General features: G+C 71.7%; 16 protein-coding genes. 11 read left to right on the top strand and 5 right to left on the bottom strand.

All coding sequences use genetic code 11. The annotated features are described in order from the left end of the window. Nucleotides 1-117: 117 nt before the first annotated feature. From IF45_RS33280 to IF45_RS0111630, 5 genes are all read right to left on the bottom strand, one after another. A complete protein-coding gene (locus IF45_RS33280; RefSeq protein WP_003951404.1) occupies nucleotides 118-270 on the bottom strand; it encodes a hypothetical protein in 153 nt (50 codons plus the stop codon). 167 nt (nucleotides 271-437) lie between these two features. Continuing rightward, nucleotides 438-1,649, bottom strand: coding sequence for a PucR family transcriptional regulator (locus tag IF45_RS0111615; RefSeq protein ID WP_008408708.1), 1,212 nt, complete (start codon nucleotides 1,647-1,649; stop codon nucleotides 438-440). Between the two features lie 227 nt (nucleotides 1,650-1,876). After that, nucleotides 1,877-2,824 (bottom strand): hypothetical protein, encoded by a 948-nt coding sequence (locus IF45_RS0111620; RefSeq protein WP_008410412.1) that lies wholly within the window; start codon nucleotides 2,822-2,824, stop codon nucleotides 1,877-1,879. Between the two features lie 50 nt (nucleotides 2,825-2,874). After that, nucleotides 2,875-4,428 carry a DUF6801 domain-containing protein gene (locus IF45_RS0111625; RefSeq protein ID WP_008410410.1) on the bottom strand — a complete coding sequence of 518 codons (1,554 nt, stop codon included), beginning with the start codon at nucleotides 4,426-4,428 and terminating at the stop codon, nucleotides 2,875-2,877. A gap of 94 nt (nucleotides 4,429-4,522) precedes the next feature. After that, nucleotides 4,523-5,158 (bottom strand): PraA/PraB family alkane oxidation protein activator, encoded by a 636-nt coding sequence (locus IF45_RS0111630; protein WP_008410408.1) that lies wholly within the window; start codon nucleotides 5,156-5,158, stop codon nucleotides 4,523-4,525. Nucleotides 5,159-5,914: 756 nt separating this feature from the next. Here IF45_RS0111630 and IF45_RS0111635 point away from each other — a divergent pair. The 11 genes from IF45_RS0111635 to IF45_RS0111685 are packed head-to-tail and all read left to right on the top strand — an operon-like array spanning nucleotide 5,915 to nucleotide 16,612. Further along, nucleotides 5,915-6,925, top strand: coding sequence for an ABC transporter ATP-binding protein (locus tag IF45_RS0111635; RefSeq protein WP_008410406.1), 1,011 nt, complete (start codon nucleotides 5,915-5,917; stop codon nucleotides 6,923-6,925). Continuing rightward, on the top strand, nucleotides 6,922-7,686 hold the full coding sequence (locus tag IF45_RS0111640) for an MlaE family ABC transporter permease (protein WP_003951411.1): 765 nt from the start codon (nucleotides 6,922-6,924) through the stop codon (nucleotides 7,684-7,686). The genes IF45_RS0111635 and IF45_RS0111640 overlap by 4 nt, the downstream gene beginning before the upstream one ends. Before the next feature lie 7 nt (nucleotides 7,687-7,693). After that, nucleotides 7,694-8,500: an MlaE family ABC transporter permease gene (locus tag IF45_RS0111645; protein WP_003951412.1), complete on the top strand. Its 807-nt coding sequence runs from the start codon at nucleotides 7,694-7,696 to the stop codon at nucleotides 8,498-8,500. Nucleotide 8,501: 1 nt separating this feature from the next. Beyond that, nucleotides 8,502-9,755, top strand: a complete 1,254-nt coding sequence (locus IF45_RS0111650; protein WP_008410401.1) for an MCE family protein — start codon at nucleotides 8,502-8,504, stop codon at nucleotides 9,753-9,755. Then, nucleotides 9,752-10,807, top strand: coding sequence for an MCE family protein (locus IF45_RS0111655; RefSeq protein ID WP_003951414.1), 1,056 nt, complete (start codon nucleotides 9,752-9,754; stop codon nucleotides 10,805-10,807). The genes IF45_RS0111650 and IF45_RS0111655 overlap by 4 nt, the downstream gene beginning before the upstream one ends. Further along, entirely contained in the window at nucleotides 10,804-11,850 is a 1,047-nt protein-coding gene (locus IF45_RS0111660; RefSeq protein WP_008410398.1) for an MCE family protein, read from the top strand. The genes IF45_RS0111655 and IF45_RS0111660 overlap by 4 nt, the downstream gene beginning before the upstream one ends. Then, nucleotides 11,847-12,872 carry an MCE family protein gene (locus IF45_RS0111665; RefSeq protein WP_003951416.1) on the top strand — a complete coding sequence of 342 codons (1,026 nt, stop codon included), beginning with the start codon at nucleotides 11,847-11,849 and terminating at the stop codon, nucleotides 12,870-12,872. Before IF45_RS0111660 ends, IF45_RS0111665 begins: the two co-directional genes overlap by 4 nt. Then, entirely contained in the window at nucleotides 12,869-14,152 is a 1,284-nt protein-coding gene (locus IF45_RS0111670; RefSeq protein WP_008410396.1) for an MCE family protein, read from the top strand. Before IF45_RS0111665 ends, IF45_RS0111670 begins: the two co-directional genes overlap by 4 nt. After that, nucleotides 14,149-15,423: an MCE family protein gene (locus tag IF45_RS0111675; RefSeq protein WP_003951418.1), complete on the top strand. Its 1,275-nt coding sequence runs from the start codon at nucleotides 14,149-14,151 to the stop codon at nucleotides 15,421-15,423. The genes IF45_RS0111670 and IF45_RS0111675 overlap by 4 nt, the downstream gene beginning before the upstream one ends. Further along, a complete protein-coding gene (locus IF45_RS0111680; protein WP_008410393.1) occupies nucleotides 15,420-15,965 on the top strand; it encodes a hypothetical protein in 546 nt (181 codons plus the stop codon). The genes IF45_RS0111675 and IF45_RS0111680 overlap by 4 nt, the downstream gene beginning before the upstream one ends. After that, nucleotides 15,965-16,612, top strand: coding sequence for a nuclear transport factor 2 family protein (locus IF45_RS0111685; RefSeq protein WP_008410391.1), 648 nt, complete (start codon nucleotides 15,965-15,967; stop codon nucleotides 16,610-16,612). Before IF45_RS0111680 ends, IF45_RS0111685 begins: the two co-directional genes overlap by 1 nt.

The raw sequence follows: 16,612 nt of genomic DNA on the forward strand, positions 1-16,612 counted from the left end.
ACGGCACCGATCCCAACGGATCCGATGGCCGTGACAACGCTCTGACCTGCGCCCGCCCACGGCATCGAGCAGCCGGGCGTGCCATCGGGCGCTTGTGGACCGTGCCGAGCGGCACATCTACGCAGCCACCAGATCCAGAGCCTGTTGCGAAAGTGCCGGCCACAGCGACTCGTTGATGGCCGCGACCAGCACGGTCGCTTCGTAGCGGACGGCGGGCCTGTCGTAGCGGGTGGCGACGACCCGGTGGCGCTGGAGCCGGTTGATCCGCACTCCCCCGCGTACCGCTGCCCGTGGTCGCCCCAGTCGGACCGTGGCGGCGGCCCGCCTCGCGCTCCGCCGCCCCAGGCGGCTGCGGACCCGCTCCGCCGGAACGGGAATGGTGGCCTTGATCCCGCGTCTGCGCAGGCAGGAGCGGTTGCTGCGCGAGTCGTAAGGGCCTACCCCCGTCCCCGCCTCCCCTGAAGGTGCAGCGACCGCAGGGCCGCCTCCAGGGCGAAGCGGTGGTCGGGGTCGGTGAGGCGGTTGCCGAGGTGGCTCTCCAGGTTGCGAAGGCGGTAGCGGACGGTCTGGGCGTGGACGCCGAGGGTCTCGCCGACCTGTTCGGCGGGGGCCCGGGTGGAGATGTGCACCCGCAGGGTCTCGACCAGGCGGTCGCGGCGGCTGGCGGAGAGGCCGTTCAGCGGGGCCAGTTCGCGGTCGGCGAGGCGGGCGACGAGGGCCGGGTCGGCCAGCAGCCACAGGGTGGTCAGGTGGTCCTCGCAGAAGACGAGGGGCGCGTCCGGGATGACCTTGTCGTCGATGAGGGCGAGGACACGGCGGGCCCAGCGGATCGAGTCGGCGGCCTGCGCCGGCGGGACCGTCACCCCGGCCACCGCGTGGGTGGAGCCGAGGGCCCGGTCGAGCATGGCGCGGCGGGCGGCGGTGAGCGGGCCGGGGACGAGCAGGTGCGGCTGGGGGATGCCCGGGTCGGCGAGGACGTCCTCGTCCAGGTGGGCCTGGAACTGGTCGGGGACCGGGGTGCGCAGCGCGATCATCGTGCACTGCTCAGGCAGTTCCCAGGCGGCGGCCTCGCAGAGGGAGGCGATGGTGGCGTGCGGCAGGGGCGGCGCGGCGAGGATGAGGTGGAGTAACTGTTTTCGGACGGCGGATACTTCGGAGGCGGCCCGGGCCTGGACCTCGGCGTACCCCTCGCGAGAGAGGGCCTCCAGTTCGTCGACGTAGGCGAAGACGGTGTCGGCGAAGGTGAGGATCACGCTGGGGGAGAGGCTGTACTGGCGGCCGATGGTCTTGGCTCGGCGCAGCGCGATCCGCGCGCCGAGCCGGTACGCGCCGTGCAGGCTGTCCAGTTCCCGCCCCTCGTACGCCTCCACGCGGCCGAACTTGCGCAGCAGTTCGTCGCGGAGGGCGGACCCGGCGCCGGGATCGGCGACCCGCTCGACGAAGGCACAGAGGGCCTGTTCGACGCCCTGGCGGATGGCGTCGGCGTGCGGGCCGTTGAGGAGCCGGCCGTACTCGGGATACGCCCGGGTGACCTCCAGGCGGATCTCCTTGATGAGCCCGGGGATCTCCGGCCGCATGAAGGCCGCGAACTCCCGGGGCAGCGGGTCGAGCGGTTCACCGACGTCCGGTGGCTGTGCGATCGAGGGCATGAGTGATCCCTTGCTCTCTGCGCGCCCGGTGGGGGAAGCCGAGGGGCGCCCCGCCCAGGCTGGGACAGGGGCGCCCGAGGGCAGCCGTCAGGTGCATTCCGACGTGAGAAGGTGAAGCTAGTTCAACTTCCCTGCGATGTACACCGTTCGTACACAGAATGGCACGCTGTGCAGCGAGCCGTCTCGTGGTACGGCTGGGAATCGTCGGTACGGGCTTGCGGGGGCGGTCAGTTGGCGGTGCCGTGCCAGTACCGGGAGAGGACCTTGCCGGCGTCCGGGGCGACGGTGCCCGGGGCGAAGAGGCCGCCCAGGTGGGTCTGGGTGTTGTTGAGGGTCAGCTTGTTCTTGCCGGCGGCCGAGGGCAGCCCGGTCTTGAGGTTGACCGCGCCGTCGATGACGCCGAGCAGGCCGAGGCCGCAGCCGCTGGCGCCCGGCACCGCGAAGGTGTCGTCGACCTGGGTGGAGCCGAGCATGTTGAGGCGGCTGGCGTCACCGTCGTCCTCGTTCGGGGTGCCGTCGGCGCCGTTGAAGCGGTCGACGGTGAACTCGGGCGCGTCGGCGTTGTACGGGCGCAGCACGATCGGCTTGGACTTGGTGCCGATGTAGCAGTTGTTGCCGAGGAACGGGTTCTCCAGCTTGATCCTCACCGGTATCCGCACGATCGGCATGTCCGTCAGGACGCCGGCGATCTGGTCGAACTCCGAGGGTGTGCCCGCCGATTCGAGGGTCGCGGTGATCTTGTTGAGCTTGCCGTCGGTGAGCTGCTTGCAGATGTTGGTGACGAACGGGATGTCGCTCGGGCACATCAGGCCGATCAGGCCGCCGGGCACGGTGGCGGAGTCGGCGATGATCGACCCCTCAGGGGGCGCCACCACGGTGCTGGTGCCGTCGGCGTTCTGTACGACACCCATCTGGAGGTTGCTGTTCCCGGTGACGACGGTGGTGTTGCCCAGCTTGATCGTGCCGCTGGTCGCGTACGACACGACGCACTGCGGCGAACGGTCGAGACCGTCGGCGCCGAGCATCGCCGGGGCGTCGACCGGACACCGGGTGAACGGCGCCCACTTGCCGGCCGGCTGCGCGGCGGCGGTCGCGGTGCCGACCGAGGCGACGGTGCCGAGCACGGTGGCGGCGGCGGTGACGGCGAGGGTGATTCTGGAGCGGGAGGGACGCATGGCGGGACCTTTCGGGGGAGGGGCGGAGGGAAAGGGGCGGGGCGCGGGGGTCAGCGTTCGGGCTTGGGGATGACGAGGGGCTGGCCGTCGGGGGTGCAGAAGTCCTTCATCGCTTCGCTTGTCGCTTCGAGCGGCATGCACGTCTGGCCCTGGATCTGCTTGACGTAGTTGCCGGGCCCGGAGATGGCGGCGGTGAACAGGCGGTTCAGGTCCTCGCCGCCGGAGGTGCCGCAGCCGGTGAACGCGGGGATGTCGACTTCGCTGGTGAGGGGGCCGCCGGTGGTGAGCTGGTAGCCCTCCGGCTGTCCTCCCCAGGGTGCGAGCCCGAACCCGTCCAGCACGATGTGCGGGCCAGGAAACCTGTCCGGTTCCGGTTCGTGGGAGGTCAGGGGAGTCTCCGTCCGGCAGTCGGAGCCCACGTCCAGAGGCGTGCCGTTGACCTTCACGTCGGAGAGCCGCAGGACCAGCGAGGCGCGGATGGCGGTGTCGAGCTTGACGGGATCGCCCAGGTAGAAGTCGGACTCCAGACGGATGACCTCCGTCTGCTCCAGCACCATCGTGGCCGTGGTGGGCACGAAACCGTAGGTCAGGAAGGTCGCCCGCGCCGGAGGCGTCTGGCGGCGCCCCTCGTACGAGAACTCCACGTTGGCGGGCTGCCGGAAGAGCCACTGGTCGTCGGGGCCGGGGAACCCGGCGTCGACCTGCTCGATGATCATGCAGGACAGGGGGATGAGGTTGGCGCCGTCCAGCTTCCGTACGTTCGAATAACCAGTGACGTACGCCGACAGGGTTACCGGGGTCGGTTCCTCCGCGATGCAGGGCGGCGCGTCCTTCGGGTCGGCCGCCTCCACACGCAGGCGGCCGGGGGGAGCGTCGGCACTGCCTGGCTCCCCCGTGTCCGTACCGGTGGACGCGGACGGCCCCTCGGAGGGCGACGGGCCCTCGGACGGGCCGTCGGTCTCTCCGCCGGTCACCGGGATGGTGGCCAGCAGCCCGCCCTCCGGAGCGTCCTCGCCGAGCGTGCAGGAGGCCGAGACGGGTGCGGGAGAATCCTGCGCGGGGTCGGGCGTCGCGGAGCCGGCCTGTGTCTCCGTGGCCAGCTCCAGACCGCCTGCATGCAGGCGGAGTTCACCGGCCGATCCAGGCGTGACCGAAGGTACGTCCCCCGCCGACTCCAGGACGAGCGGGCCCTCGGCCGGCACGGTCGCGGGCTGTGCCGTACCGCGCCAGGACGCCTCCGCCCGCACCTCGCCCTGGGAGAGCGCGACCGCCAGCTCCGTCGAGGCGCGTACCTCGGCGCCTGGTGCCGCGCCCAGTTCCGCCACGGCGGCCTCGGGCAGTTCGACGGTGGTCGTCACCTCGGCGGGCACGATCGCCTCGCCCTTGGCGGCGGAGTCGGGGAAACGCGCGGCCACCCGCACCGTGACCGCCTGCGGACCGGACGGGAAGGCGCACATGTACGGCAGTTCGGCCTCCACCTCCTGCGCCCCCAGCGCCGTCCCCGCCGCCGGAACCATGGCGGCCAGCACGACGAACGCGGCGATGACCGCACGGCGGCCACCTCTGCGGCGCAGGCTCGGGACGGAGGTACGGGGACCTTTCACGGGCGCTCCTCGGGGCTGACTCTGTCGGGCACATCTGCGGGCACACCCCCGGCCCGCCCGGCCGGGGCCGGACGGACCGGGGGCGTGGGACCTGTTACGGGTTGGAGCCCACGATCTTCGGGATCACGCTGGTGCCGGCCTGCTTGACCAGGTACGTGCCCTTGAAGGTCGGCTTGGCGCCGACCGGGACGGCCGCGCCGCAGTTGGTGGCCGAGACGACCGTCAGGTCGCCGGAGACGCTGTTGACGGCCAGGGCGCCGGTGGAGTTGGTGTAGGTGCCGCTCGCCTTGCCGGTGACGCGGAACTTGCAGGCGCCGACGGTCACGTTGGCGTCGACGTTGCCGACGTGGCCCGTGGTGACCCCGGTCGCGGCGTTGTAGTCCACGGCCACGACCGTCCACGGCACGACGGCGACGGTGACCACGTTGCCGAGGACGCTGGTGCACGGGGAGCCGCTGGCGCCGAAGTTGATGGCGTTGATGTTCGCCACGGTGGCCGGGTTGCCGGTGGCGCTCTGCATGGTGCCGGAGGCGCCCGACGTCGTACACGTCATCGGGATGCCGTTGACGCTGAGCACGATGTTCCCGCTGTTGGTGGCCGTGAAGTTGGCCGGGGACGGGGTGACCGTCCAGACGGTCGACGGGACGGCCGAGGCGGAACCGGCGGTGAGGCCGATGGCGGCCGTGGCGGCACCGGCGACGAGGGCGAGCTTCTTGAGGGATTTCTGCATGGCTCTGGGACGCTCCTTGTGGATTGACCGGCAGAGAAGGGGTGGGCCGCGCCGGAGGTGGGAGGCGACCGGGGCGGCCCGCGGCCCGGTGGTCCTCGACCGCGTGGCCAGACGTTACTTGCGGGAAACTTTCCCGAACAATGGCGCGGTCGAAGATTCTTTACGGCGGGGGAATTCCTGTTTCCGGGGTGAGTGGTCGGCGCGGTCCACTTGGTGGCCCGGTGCGCATTGTCGACAATTCTGATCGATCATGTGGCAGCGCCGGGGGTCGGGTGCGCGGAGTGAAGTCCGAAGGCTCCTTTTACGCTTCCCGGTGACAAAGGGAGAGCTCGTTCCTGTCATCGGGATGACAAACTCCCGGTGGCCGAACTCCCTCTTTCCGCAATCTCGCGACCTGGTATTGCCGACGGAGGTTACCGACCCGTAGCGTTCCGGTGCGTCGCTCGACTCCAGGTCCGGCGGCGTCCGCCGGCCCGCGCGCTGACGGACGCTTTCCGGCCTCGGTCCTCCTTCCGGGGCGGGCGTCCGCCAGCAGGGCCTCGCCCATCCGGCCCCCCGGTGGCGCGGGGCCCTGACTGTCGCCCGGAGACAAAAGAGGGAATCGGTCTTGTCACCTGGGTGACAAAGGAACGGAAACCTCGGGAATGTCGTGCCCCACCCATTGTCCGCGCCCCGCGCGCCGACTTACCGTGCGCCCCGCGGTGCACACCCGAAACGTCCGCGGTGCCCACCCGAAACAGGCTTGCTGGAGGTGAAATGGGAATCGAAGTGGTGGTCGAGGGCCTGACCAAGTCCTTTGGCAAGCAGAACATCTGGCAGGACGTGACGCTCACCCTTCCCGCCGGAGAGGTCAGCGTCATGCTCGGCCCTTCCGGTACCGGGAAGACCGTATTCCTGAAATCGCTCGTCGGACTGCTCAAGCCCGAGCACGGCCGGGTCCTCATCAACGGCGTCGACATGGTGAACAGCCCCGAACGGGACATCTACGAGACCCGGAAGCTCTTCGGCCTCATGTTCCAGGACGGCGCCCTCTTCGGCTCCATGTCCCTCTTCGACAACATCGCCTTCCCGCTGCGCGAACACACCCGCAGGAAGGAGTCGGAGATCCGGCGGACCGTCATGGAGCGGATCGAGATCGTCGGACTCCTCGGCTCCGAGGGCAAGTTGCCCGGCGAGATCAGCGGCGGCATGCGCAAGCGCGCCGGCCTCGCCCGCGCCCTCGTCCTCGACCCGCAGATCATCCTCTGCGACGAGCCCGACTCCGGCCTCGACCCGGTCCGCACCGCCTACCTCTCCCAGCTCCTCATCGACCTCAACGCGCAGATCGACGCGACGATGCTGATCGTCACCCACAACCTCGACATCGCCGCCACCGTCCCCGACAACATGGGCATGCTCTTCCGTCGCGAGCTGGTCACCTTCGGCCCCCGCGAGGTACTGCTCACCAGCGAGGAACCGGTGGTCGCCCAGTTCCTCGGCGGCCGTCGCGAAGGCCCCATCGGCATGTCCGAGGAGAAGGACGCCGCCACCCTCGCCGCCGAGGCGGCCAGCGCCGGCGACCGGCCCGACGCCCCGCGCGTCATCGTCCCGCAACTCCAGCCCAGCCCCGGCCTGCCGCCCCGCCAGGCCGTCGCCCGGCGCCGCGAACGCGTCCTCTCCCTGCTGGGCACCCTGCCCCCGGCCGCCCGTACCGCCATCCGCGACACCTACGCGAAGGACGCCGCCGCGCCCACCCTCACCGTCCCCCGCGCCGGGAGCGGCTCGTGATCACCGGGGCGCTGCGGCAGACCGGCCGGCTCTTCGCGCTGGCCGCCGAGGTGACCCGGGCGATCTTCCGGCGGCCGTTCCAGTTCCGGGAGTTCGTCGAGCAGTTCTGGTTCATCGCCAGCGTCACGATCCTGCCCGCCGCCCTGGTCTCCATCCCGTTCGGCGCCGTCATCGCCCTCCAGGTCGGCTCGCTCACCCAGCAGCTCGGCGCCCAGTCCTTCACCGGCGGCGCCAGCGTCCTCGCCGTCATCCAGCAGGCCAGCCCGCTGATCGTCGCCCTGCTGATCGCGGGCGCCGGCGGCTCCGCGATCTGCGCCGACCTCGGCTCCCGCAAGATCCGCGAGGAGCTGGACGCCATGGAGGTCATGGGCGTCTCGCCCGTACAGCGCCTGGTGGTGCCGCGGGTGCTGGCCACCATGTCGGTGGCGGTGCTGCTCAACGGCATGGTCTCGGTGGTCGGCACCCTCGGCGGCTACTTCTTCAACATCATCCTCCAGGGCGGCACCCCCGGCGCCTACCTCTCCAGCTTCTCCGCCCTCGCCCAGCTGCCCGACCTGTACATCAGCGAACTCAAGGCGCTGATCTTCGGGTTCATCGCCGGCATCGTCGCCGCCTACCGCGGTCTCAACCCGCGCGGCGGCCCCAAGGGCGTCGGCGACGCCGTCAACCAGTCGGTCGTCATCACCTTCATGCTTCTCTTCTTCGTCAACATGGTGATGACGGGCCTCTACCTCCAGATCGTCCCGCCGAAGGGAGGCTGAGGCGCCCATGGCCTCCCCGCTCGCCTGGCTCGACCGCTCCGGCGACCAGCTCATCTTCTACGTCAAGGCCCTGGCCGCGATCCCGCGCACGCTGCGCCGGTACCTCAAGGAGGTGCAGCGCCTGCTCGCCGAGGTCGCCTTCGGCTCCGGCGGACTCGGCGTCATCGGCGGCACCGTCGGCGTGATGATCGCCATGACCCTCTTCACCGGCACCGTCGTCGGCCTCCAGGGGTACGCCGCCCTCGACCAGATCGGCACCGCCGCCTTCACCGGCTTCGTCTCCGCCTACTTCAACACCCGCGAGATCGCCCCGCTGGTGGCGGGCCTCGCCCTCTCCGCCACCGTCGGCGCGGGCTTCACCGCCCAGCTCGGCGCGATGCGCATCAACGAGGAGGTCGACGCCCTCGAAGGCATGGGCATCCGCTCCATGCCCTACCTCGTCACCACCCGCATCATCGCCGGCGTCGTCGCCATCATCCCGCTCTACGCGATCGGGCTGCTCTCCAGCTACGTCGCCTCCCGCTACATCACCGTCTTCTTCAACGGACAGTCGCGGGGCACCTACGACCACTACTTCAACCTCTTCCTCTCCCCGACCGACGTCCTGCTGTCGGTGCTGAAAGTGCTGATCTTCAGCGTGCTGGTGATCCTCGCCCACTGCTACTACGGCTTCCGCGCCCAGGGCGGCCCGGCCGGCGTCGGCGTGGCCGTCGGGCGGTCGGTGCGCAACGCCATCGTGCTGATCAGCGTCACCGACTTCTTCCTGTCGCTGGCCCTGTGGGGCGCGACCACGACCGTGAAGGTGGCGGGGTGAGATGAGCGAGAACACCGGCGCCGTGCTGCGCCGCAGAAGCGCGGGGATCGTCTTCCTGCTCGTCCCGGCCCTGCTGGTCTGGCTGGCCGTGGCCGTCTACGACAAGCAGTTCACCCGCTCCGAGCCGGTCGTCGTCGAGACCGGCACCGTCGGCAACGAGATGCACCTGGGCGCCGAGGTGAAACTGCGCGGCGTCGTCGTCGGCGAGGTCCGCGCCATCGACGCCACCGGCGACGGCGCCCGCCTCACCCTCGCCATGAAGCCGGGCACCCTGGCCGGCGTCCCCGCCGACGTACGGGCGCAGATGCTGCCCACCACGCTCTTCGGCGAGCGGTTCGTGGCGCTCGTACCGCCGAAGCAGCCGAGCGGCGAGGCGCTCGCCGCCGGGGCCGTCATCGCCCAGGACCGCTCCAGCAGCGCCGTCGAGCTCCAGCAGGTCCTCGACAACGTCCTGCCGATGCTCACCGCCGTCCAGCCGCAGAAGCTCTCCGCCACCCTCTCCGCCGTCTCCCAGGCGCTGGAGGGGCGCGGCGAGAAGCTGGGGGACACCCTCACCACGCTCGACACCCACCTGGCCAAGTTCAACCCGCACCTGCCGGCCCTCAACCGCGACCTGCGCCACCTCGTCGAGGTCAGCCACGTCTACGCCGACGCCGCCCCCGACATCCTCACCGCGCTCACCGACTTCACCACCACCAGCTCCACCCTCGCCGAGCAGGAGGGCCGGCTCGCCGCCACCTACGGCGCCACCACCCGCACCGCCGAGGACCTGACCGCCTTCCTGCGGCAGAACCGGTCCAACATCATCCGGCTCAGCGCCACCGGCCGCCCCACCCTGGAGCTGCTCGCCGAGTACTCCCCGTCCTTCCCCTGCACCTTGCGCACCCTCGCCGAGTTCGTCCCCGCCATGGACAAGGCGCTCGGCAAGGGCACCGACCGGCCGGGCCTCACCGTCGAGGTCACCACGGTCCCCTCCCGGGGCGCCTACCAGCCGGGCCGTGACACCCCGTCCTACGACGCCTCGGGCGGCCCCCGCTGCTACCCGGTGCCCTACCTCGGTGCCTCGGTGAAGCCCGCCGCCCAGCCCCCGGCCGCTCTGGAGCAGGAGCTGGGCCCGGCCAACTCCCCGGAGGAGAACGGCCTCGTCAACGAATTGCTGGCCCCCGGCGCCGGGCAGGACCCCGGCGACCTGCCCGACTGGAGCAGCCTGCTGGCGGGACCGGCGTTCCGCGGCGCGGAGGTGACCCTCGAATGACCGACCGGAACCCGCACACCCGGCGCCGCGGCCTGACCGGGCCGGTGCTGAAGTCCCTGGCCTTCCTCGTGGTCACCGTGCTGGCCACCACGGTCCTCGGCTTCAGCATCGCCAACACCGGCGTCCGCACCGGCACCACCACGTACAAGGCCCTCTTCACCGACGTCACCGGGCTCCTCGACGGCGACAGCGTGCGCATCTCGGGGGTCAAGGTCGGCGAGGTCACCGACGTCCGCGTGGTCGACCGCCGCCTCGCCCAGGTCACCTTCACGGTGCAGAAGGAACGGACGCTGCCGCGCTCGGCCACCGCCGCGGTCAAGTACCTCAACATGGTCGGCCAGCGGTACGTCTCCCTCGACCGGGGCAGCGGCGACCTCGCCGGGACCCTGGAGGGCGGCGCCACCATCCCCGTCGCCCGCACCACTCCCGCCCTCGACCTGACCCTTCTCTTCAACGGCTTCAAACCGCTCTTCGAGGGACTCTCCCCGAAGGACGTCAACGAGCTGGCCGGCTCCATCGTCCAGGTCCTCCAGGGCGAGGGCGCCACCGTCGACAGCCTCATCCGGCACGTCGGCTCACTGACCAACACGGTCGCCGCCAAGGACGAGGTGATCGGCGAGGTGATCGACAACCTCAACACCGTCCTCACCACCCTCAACGACCGCGAGGCGGGCTTCGACGACCTCGTCACCACCCTCCAGAAACTTGTCAGCGGCTTCAACGGCGACCGCAAGCCCCTCGGCCAGGCCGTCGCGGCCATGGGCGACCTCACCACGGTCACCGCCGACCTCCTCCAGGAGGGCCGGGCGCCCCTCAAGAAGGACATCGCCGAACTCGGCAGGCTCTCCACCAACCTCGGCGAACACACCCCGCAGATCGAGGAGTTCCTGGCGAAGACGCCCGCCAAGATGACCGCCCTGGCCCGCGTCTCCTCGTACGGGTCGTGGTTCAACCTCTACCTCTGCGAGGCGCGCGTGAGCGGTGTGGAGACCGACGACGGTTCGAAGCCGCCCACCGGCATCGGCCTCACCGAAGCGAGGTGCCAGGGATGAGCCGCCGCCCCCGCATCAAGCCCGTCAAGGACCGCAGCCCCGTCGCCGTCGCTCTCGTCGGCCTGCTCGCCCTGGCCCTGCTCGCCGCCCTCGCGTACAACGTCGAGCGGCTGCCGCTGGTCGGCGGCGGCACCACCTACACCGCCGACTTCTCCGAGGCGGCCGGGCTCGGCGACGGCGACGAGGTGCGGGTCGCCGGCGTCAAGGTCGGGCAGGTCACCGGCGTCGCCCTGGACGGCGCCAAGGTCAAGGTCACCTTCAAGGTCCAGGACGCCTGGGTCGGCGACCGGTCCACCGCCGCCATCGCCATCAAGACCCTGCTCGGCGAGAAGTACCTCGCCCTCGACCCGCTCGGCGCCCGCGCCCAGGACCCCGGCGCCCGCATCCCGCTGACCCGCACCACCTCCCCGTACGACGTGACCAGCGCCTTCCAGGACCTCAGCTCCACCGTGGACGAGATCGACACCGGCAAGCTCGCCGAGAGCTTCGAGGCGATCTCCGACACCTTCAAGGACTCCCCGCCGCACGTGCGCAACGCCGCCACCGGCCTCTCCGCGCTCTCCGCCTCGATCTCGGAGCGGGACGCGAAGCTCGCCGAACTCCTGGAGGGCAGCACCAGGTTCACCAAGACGCTGAAGAACAGGAAGTCCAGCTTCGAGACGCTCATCGAGGACGGCGGGCCGCTGCTCGGCGAGTTGAAGCAGCGCCGCGACGCCATCCGCGCCCTGCTCAAGGGCAGCCGGAAACTCTCCACCGAACTCGGCGGCCTGGTCGACGACAACAGCAAGCAGCTCGGCCCGACCCTGAAGGCGCTCAGCCGCGTCACCGGCGTCCTGGAGAAGAACAAGACGCAGCTGGACAAGACCCTCGCACTGGTCGGCCCCTACTACCGGCTCGTCGGCAACACCCTCGGCAACGGCCGCTGGCTCGACAGCTACCTGTGCGGCGTCGTCCCCCGCAACTACCTGCCCGAGGAATCCCAGCCCAAGACCGGATGCCTCCCGCCGCAGCAGGCGGCGGCGAAGGGGAGCGGTGCCCGATGAACCAGCGCGGAAGAATCCTCAGCGCGGCCCTCGCCCTGGTGGTGCTGGCCGCCGGCGGCCTCGTCGCCGTCCGCCTCCTGGACGCGGGCACCACCCGCGTCACCGCCTACTTCGACCGCGCCGTCGGCGTCTACGCCGGCTCCGACCTGCGCGTCCTCGGCGTCCGCGTCGGCGAGGTCGAGTCGGTCGAGCCGCAGGGCACCAAGGTCCGCGTCGGCCTCGCCCTCGACGAGGGCGTACGGCTCCCCGCGGACGCCCGCGCCGTCGTCGTCGCCCCCAGCATCGTCGCCGACCGCTACGTCCAGCTCGCCCCCGCCTACACCTCGGGGCCCGCCCTGAAGGACGGCGCCGAACTCCCGGCGAGCCGCAACCGCACCCCCGTCGAGATCGACCAGCTCTACGACTCGATCACGGAACTGGCCACCGCGCTCGGCCCCGACGGCGCCAACTCCTCCGGCGCCCTCTCCGGCCTCCTCGACACCGGAGCCAAGAACCTCGACGGCAACGGCAAGCTCATCGGCGAGTCGGTCGAGCAGTTCGGCAAGGCCGCCCGGACCCTCGACGGCAGCAGCGAGGACCTCTTCACCACCCTCGCCCAGCTCCAGGTCTTCGTCACCATGCTCAAGGACAAGGACGGCGAGGTCCGCACCGCCCAGGAACGCCTGGACGACGTCACCACCTTCTTCGCCGACAACAAGGACGACCTCTCCGGCGCCCTGAAGGAACTCGGCAAGGCCCTCGGCCAGGTCAAGAAGTTCATCAAGGACAACCGGGGCGAGCTGAAGAAGAACGTCGACCGGCTGGCCCCCATCACCCAGGCCCTCGTCGACCAGCGCGCCTCCCTCGCCGAGGCCCTGGACGTCGCCCCGCTCGCCGCCGGGAACGTGGTCAACGCCTACAACCCCGACACCCGCACCCTCGACGGCCGGGCCAACCTCAACGAGATCAGCAGCGGCGGCCCCCTGCTCCCGCTGCCCGCCACCGGCGGCTCCTCGGCCGGGAACGGGGAGGCGAAGCGATGAAGCGCGTCCCGCACGTCGGCAGGACGGCCGCCGCCGGCATCGGCGGCGTCCTCGCCCTCGGCCTCGGCTTCACCCTGGCCCTCGGTGCCTTCGCCGAGGCCGCGCCCAGCTTCGAGGGGACCGAGAACCTGCCGCTGCCCGGCGGCGCCGACCTCGGCTCCGACCCGTACACGGTCACCGCCGAACTGGACGACGTCCTCAGCCTCGTCCCGCAGTCCGCGGTCAAGGTCAACGACGTCGCCGTCGGCCGCGTCACCCGCATCGAACTCGGCGGCGAGGACTGGGCGGCGCGGGTCACCATGAAGATCAACGGCAAGGTGCGGCTGCCCGCCGACGCCGGCGCCCGCCTGGAACAGTCCAGCCTCCTCGGCGAGAAGTACGTCCAGCTCGTCGCCCCCGCCGAGGAGACCGCCGCCGGGCGCCTCGGGGACGGCAGCGTCATCCCGGTGGCCCGCACCGGCCGCAACACCGAGGTCGAGGAGGTCTTCGGCGCCCTCTCGCTGCTCCTCAACGGCGGCGGCGTCAACCAGCTCAAGACCATCACCCAGGAACTCAACGCCGCCCTCGGCGGCCGCGAACCCGAGGTCCGCTCCATGCTGAAACGGGTGAACACACTGGTCACCACCTTGGACGAGAACCGCGACGCCATCACCGACGCCCTCGACGGCGTCAACCGGCTCTCCAGCACCCTCGCCACCCGCAAGAAGGACGTCGGTACCGTCCTCACCGACCTCTCCCCGGGCCTGAAGACCCTGGAGAAGCAGCGGGGTTCGCTGCTGGCCATGCTCCGCTCGCTGGACACGCTCTCCGGCGTCGCCGTCGCCACCATCGACGCCAGCAAGGACGACATGGTCGCCGACCTCAAGGCGCTCGCCCCCACCCTCAAGGCCCTCGCCGACGCCGGCAGCGACCTGCCCGACTCGCTCCAGGTGCTGCTGACCTACCCGTTCACCGACGAGGTGCTCAGCGGCGTCAAGGGCGACTACCTCAACACCTATCTGCACCTCGCCGCCGCACCCGGCACCGTCGTCGTCCCGCCGCTCATTCCCGGCGAGCCGACGCCCACCGAGCCCCCGGCCCCGGGGGAGCCCGGCGCGGAGTCGCGGCGCGAGGCACCCGCGCCCGGGAAGAAGTCCCCCGCCAAGTCCGGGTCGCCGTCCGCGAAACCGTCCGGGTCCTCCTCCGGCTCCCCGCTGCCGCTGCCCTCCGTCACCGCCCCCGCGCCCACCGGCTCCCCGGCCGGCAGCGGCACCCCGACCGCCGGAGGTGAGACCCGGTGATCACCCTCGCCGTACGGCTGAAGAACCTCGCGTTCCTGATCATCGCCGTCCTCGTCCTCTCCTTCCTCGGCATCCGCTACGCCGACCTCGGCCGCTTCGCCGGCGTCGCCGACCACTACACGGTGACGGTCCAACTGCCCCGCACCGGCGGCCTGTTCACCCATTCCGACGTCACCTACCGGGGCGTCTCGGTCGGCCGGGTCGGACCCATCGGCCTCACCGGGGACGGGGTCAGCGCCGAACTGCGGATCAAGAAGTCGGCGCCGCGCATCCCCGCCGACACCGAGGCGGTCGTCGCCTCGCTCTCCGCCGTCGGCGAGCAGTACATCGACCTGCGCCCGGCGAGCGACGGCGGCCCCTACCTCGCCGACGGCGCCCGCATCGAACAGGCCGACACCCAGGTGCCCGCGCCCGTCACCGATGTCCTCACCAGCATGAACGACCTCACCAACTCGGTGCCGCTGGATTCCCTGCGCACCGTCGTGGACGAGTTCGGCCTCGCCTTCGAGGGCCGCGGCGACGACCTCCAGGCCCTCCTGGACAACGGCAGCGCCTTCGTCCAGGCCGCCGACCGCAACCTGCCCGCCACCACCCGCCTCATCCAGGACGGCGAGACCGTGCTGCGCACCCAGGCCGAGGAGGGCGAGGCCATCCGCGACTTCGCCACCGGCGCCGAGGAACTCGCCCGCGAACTCAAGAGCTCCGACGCCGACCTGCGCCGCCTCATCACCGTCACCCCCGACGCCGCCACCCAGGTCAGCGGCGTCCTGCGCGACCTCGACCCGAGCCTCGGCGTGGTCCTCGCCAACCTGCTGACCACCTCCGAGGTGGCCGTCACCCGCCAGCGCGGCACCGAGGAACTGCTCGTGAAGTACCCGGCCGCCGTCGCCGCCGGAGCCACCGCCGTCGACGGAGGAAAGGTCAACTTCGGCATGGCCGTCACCTTCTTCAAGCCCCTGCCCTGCACCACCGGCTACGGCGGCACCCGCTACCGCAACGGCCTCGACCTCGGCACCGCCCCGCCGCTCAACACCGGCGCCGCCTGCACCGCCCCCGCCTCCTCCGGCAAGAACGTGCGCGGCTCCGGCAACGCCCCGAAGGGCGGCCCCGTCCCCACCCCGGCCAAGCCCGGCTCCCTGCCCTCGGGCAGCGCCGCCGCCTCCGGCACCCCGGCCGCCCTCCCCGGCGCCCTGGCCCTGCCCGGTCAGCGCGGCGACGCCCCCGCCGGCCTGAGCGGACTGCTCGGCCCCGACGCCGGGAGCGGGCGATGAGGCGGGGCCAGGTGATCACCCGGGTGGGGCTCGCCGTGGCCGCGCTGTTCTGCGGCGCCGGCGCCTGGACGTACGCCGACGCCCGGACCGACGACGGGCTCGCCCACAGCCGCGAGCGGGACGCGGCCCTCGACGCCGGGCGCCACTCGCTCGCCGTCCTCTCCACCCTCGACGCCTCCACCCGCGAGAGCGCCGAACGGTCCATCCGCGGCTGGCGGGACGCCGCCACCGGGCCGCTCCGCACCGAACTGGCCCGCACCGAGGCCGAGGCGGGCGCCTCGGCGCGCGGCACCGTCACCGAGGCCGCCGTCACCGCGCTGGACACCCGCGCGGGCACCGCCAAGCTCATCGCCACCGTCCGCGTCCAGGTCACCCCCGAGGGCGCCAAGGCGAGAACCACCGACCGCAAACGCCTGGAGGCCGTGCTCTCCCGCACCGACGACGGCACCTGGAAGGTCCGGGCCCTCAGCGCCGTCCCCGTCGCGGACCAGGCGGACGGGGCCGAGGACGCCGAGGACCCCGATGACGAGGGGAAGCGCTGATGGGACCATTGCTGAGGAAGGCCGACGCCGAGACCGCCGCCCCGGACGAGACCCCGGAGCCGGCCCCCGAGGAGACCCCGGACGCCACCGGGGAACAGGCCGAGGCTCCCGACGGGCCCGACGGGACGGACACCACCGGCCCCGTACGCCCCCGGTGGCGCCGATGGGCCCCCGCCGCCCTCGCCGCGATCCTGGTCCTCGCCGGTGGCGGCTTCTTCTACGGCGCCCACCAGCTGCGGACCACCCCCTCGGCCGAGAACCGCGCCCTCACCGACACCGAGGCCACCACCCAGGTCGGCGGCGAGGTCTCCGGCGGACTCGCGCGGATCTTCTCGTACACCCCGGGCGGCACGGCGGCCACCGAACGCTCCGCCCGCACCGTCCTCGCCGGGAAGGCCGCCCGGCAGTACGAGGACCTCTTCGACCAGGTCCGCGAGAGTCTCGCCGAGCAGCGGCTCACCCTCACCACGCAGGCCGTACGGACCGGCGTCGTCGAGCTGACCGGCGACCGGGCCCGGCTGCTGGTCTTCCTCGACCAGACCTCGCACCGGGCCAAGGGCGACCCCGCCACCGCCGCCGCCCAGCTGACCGTCACCGCCCGGCTCACCGACGGCCGCTGGCGCATCACCGACCTCACCACGCGCTGA

Origin of the sequence: Streptomyces albidoflavus (assembly GCF_000719955.1) — a bacterium.
GTDB classification, from domain to species: Bacteria; Actinomycetota; Actinomycetes; order Streptomycetales; family Streptomycetaceae; genus Streptomyces; species Streptomyces albidoflavus.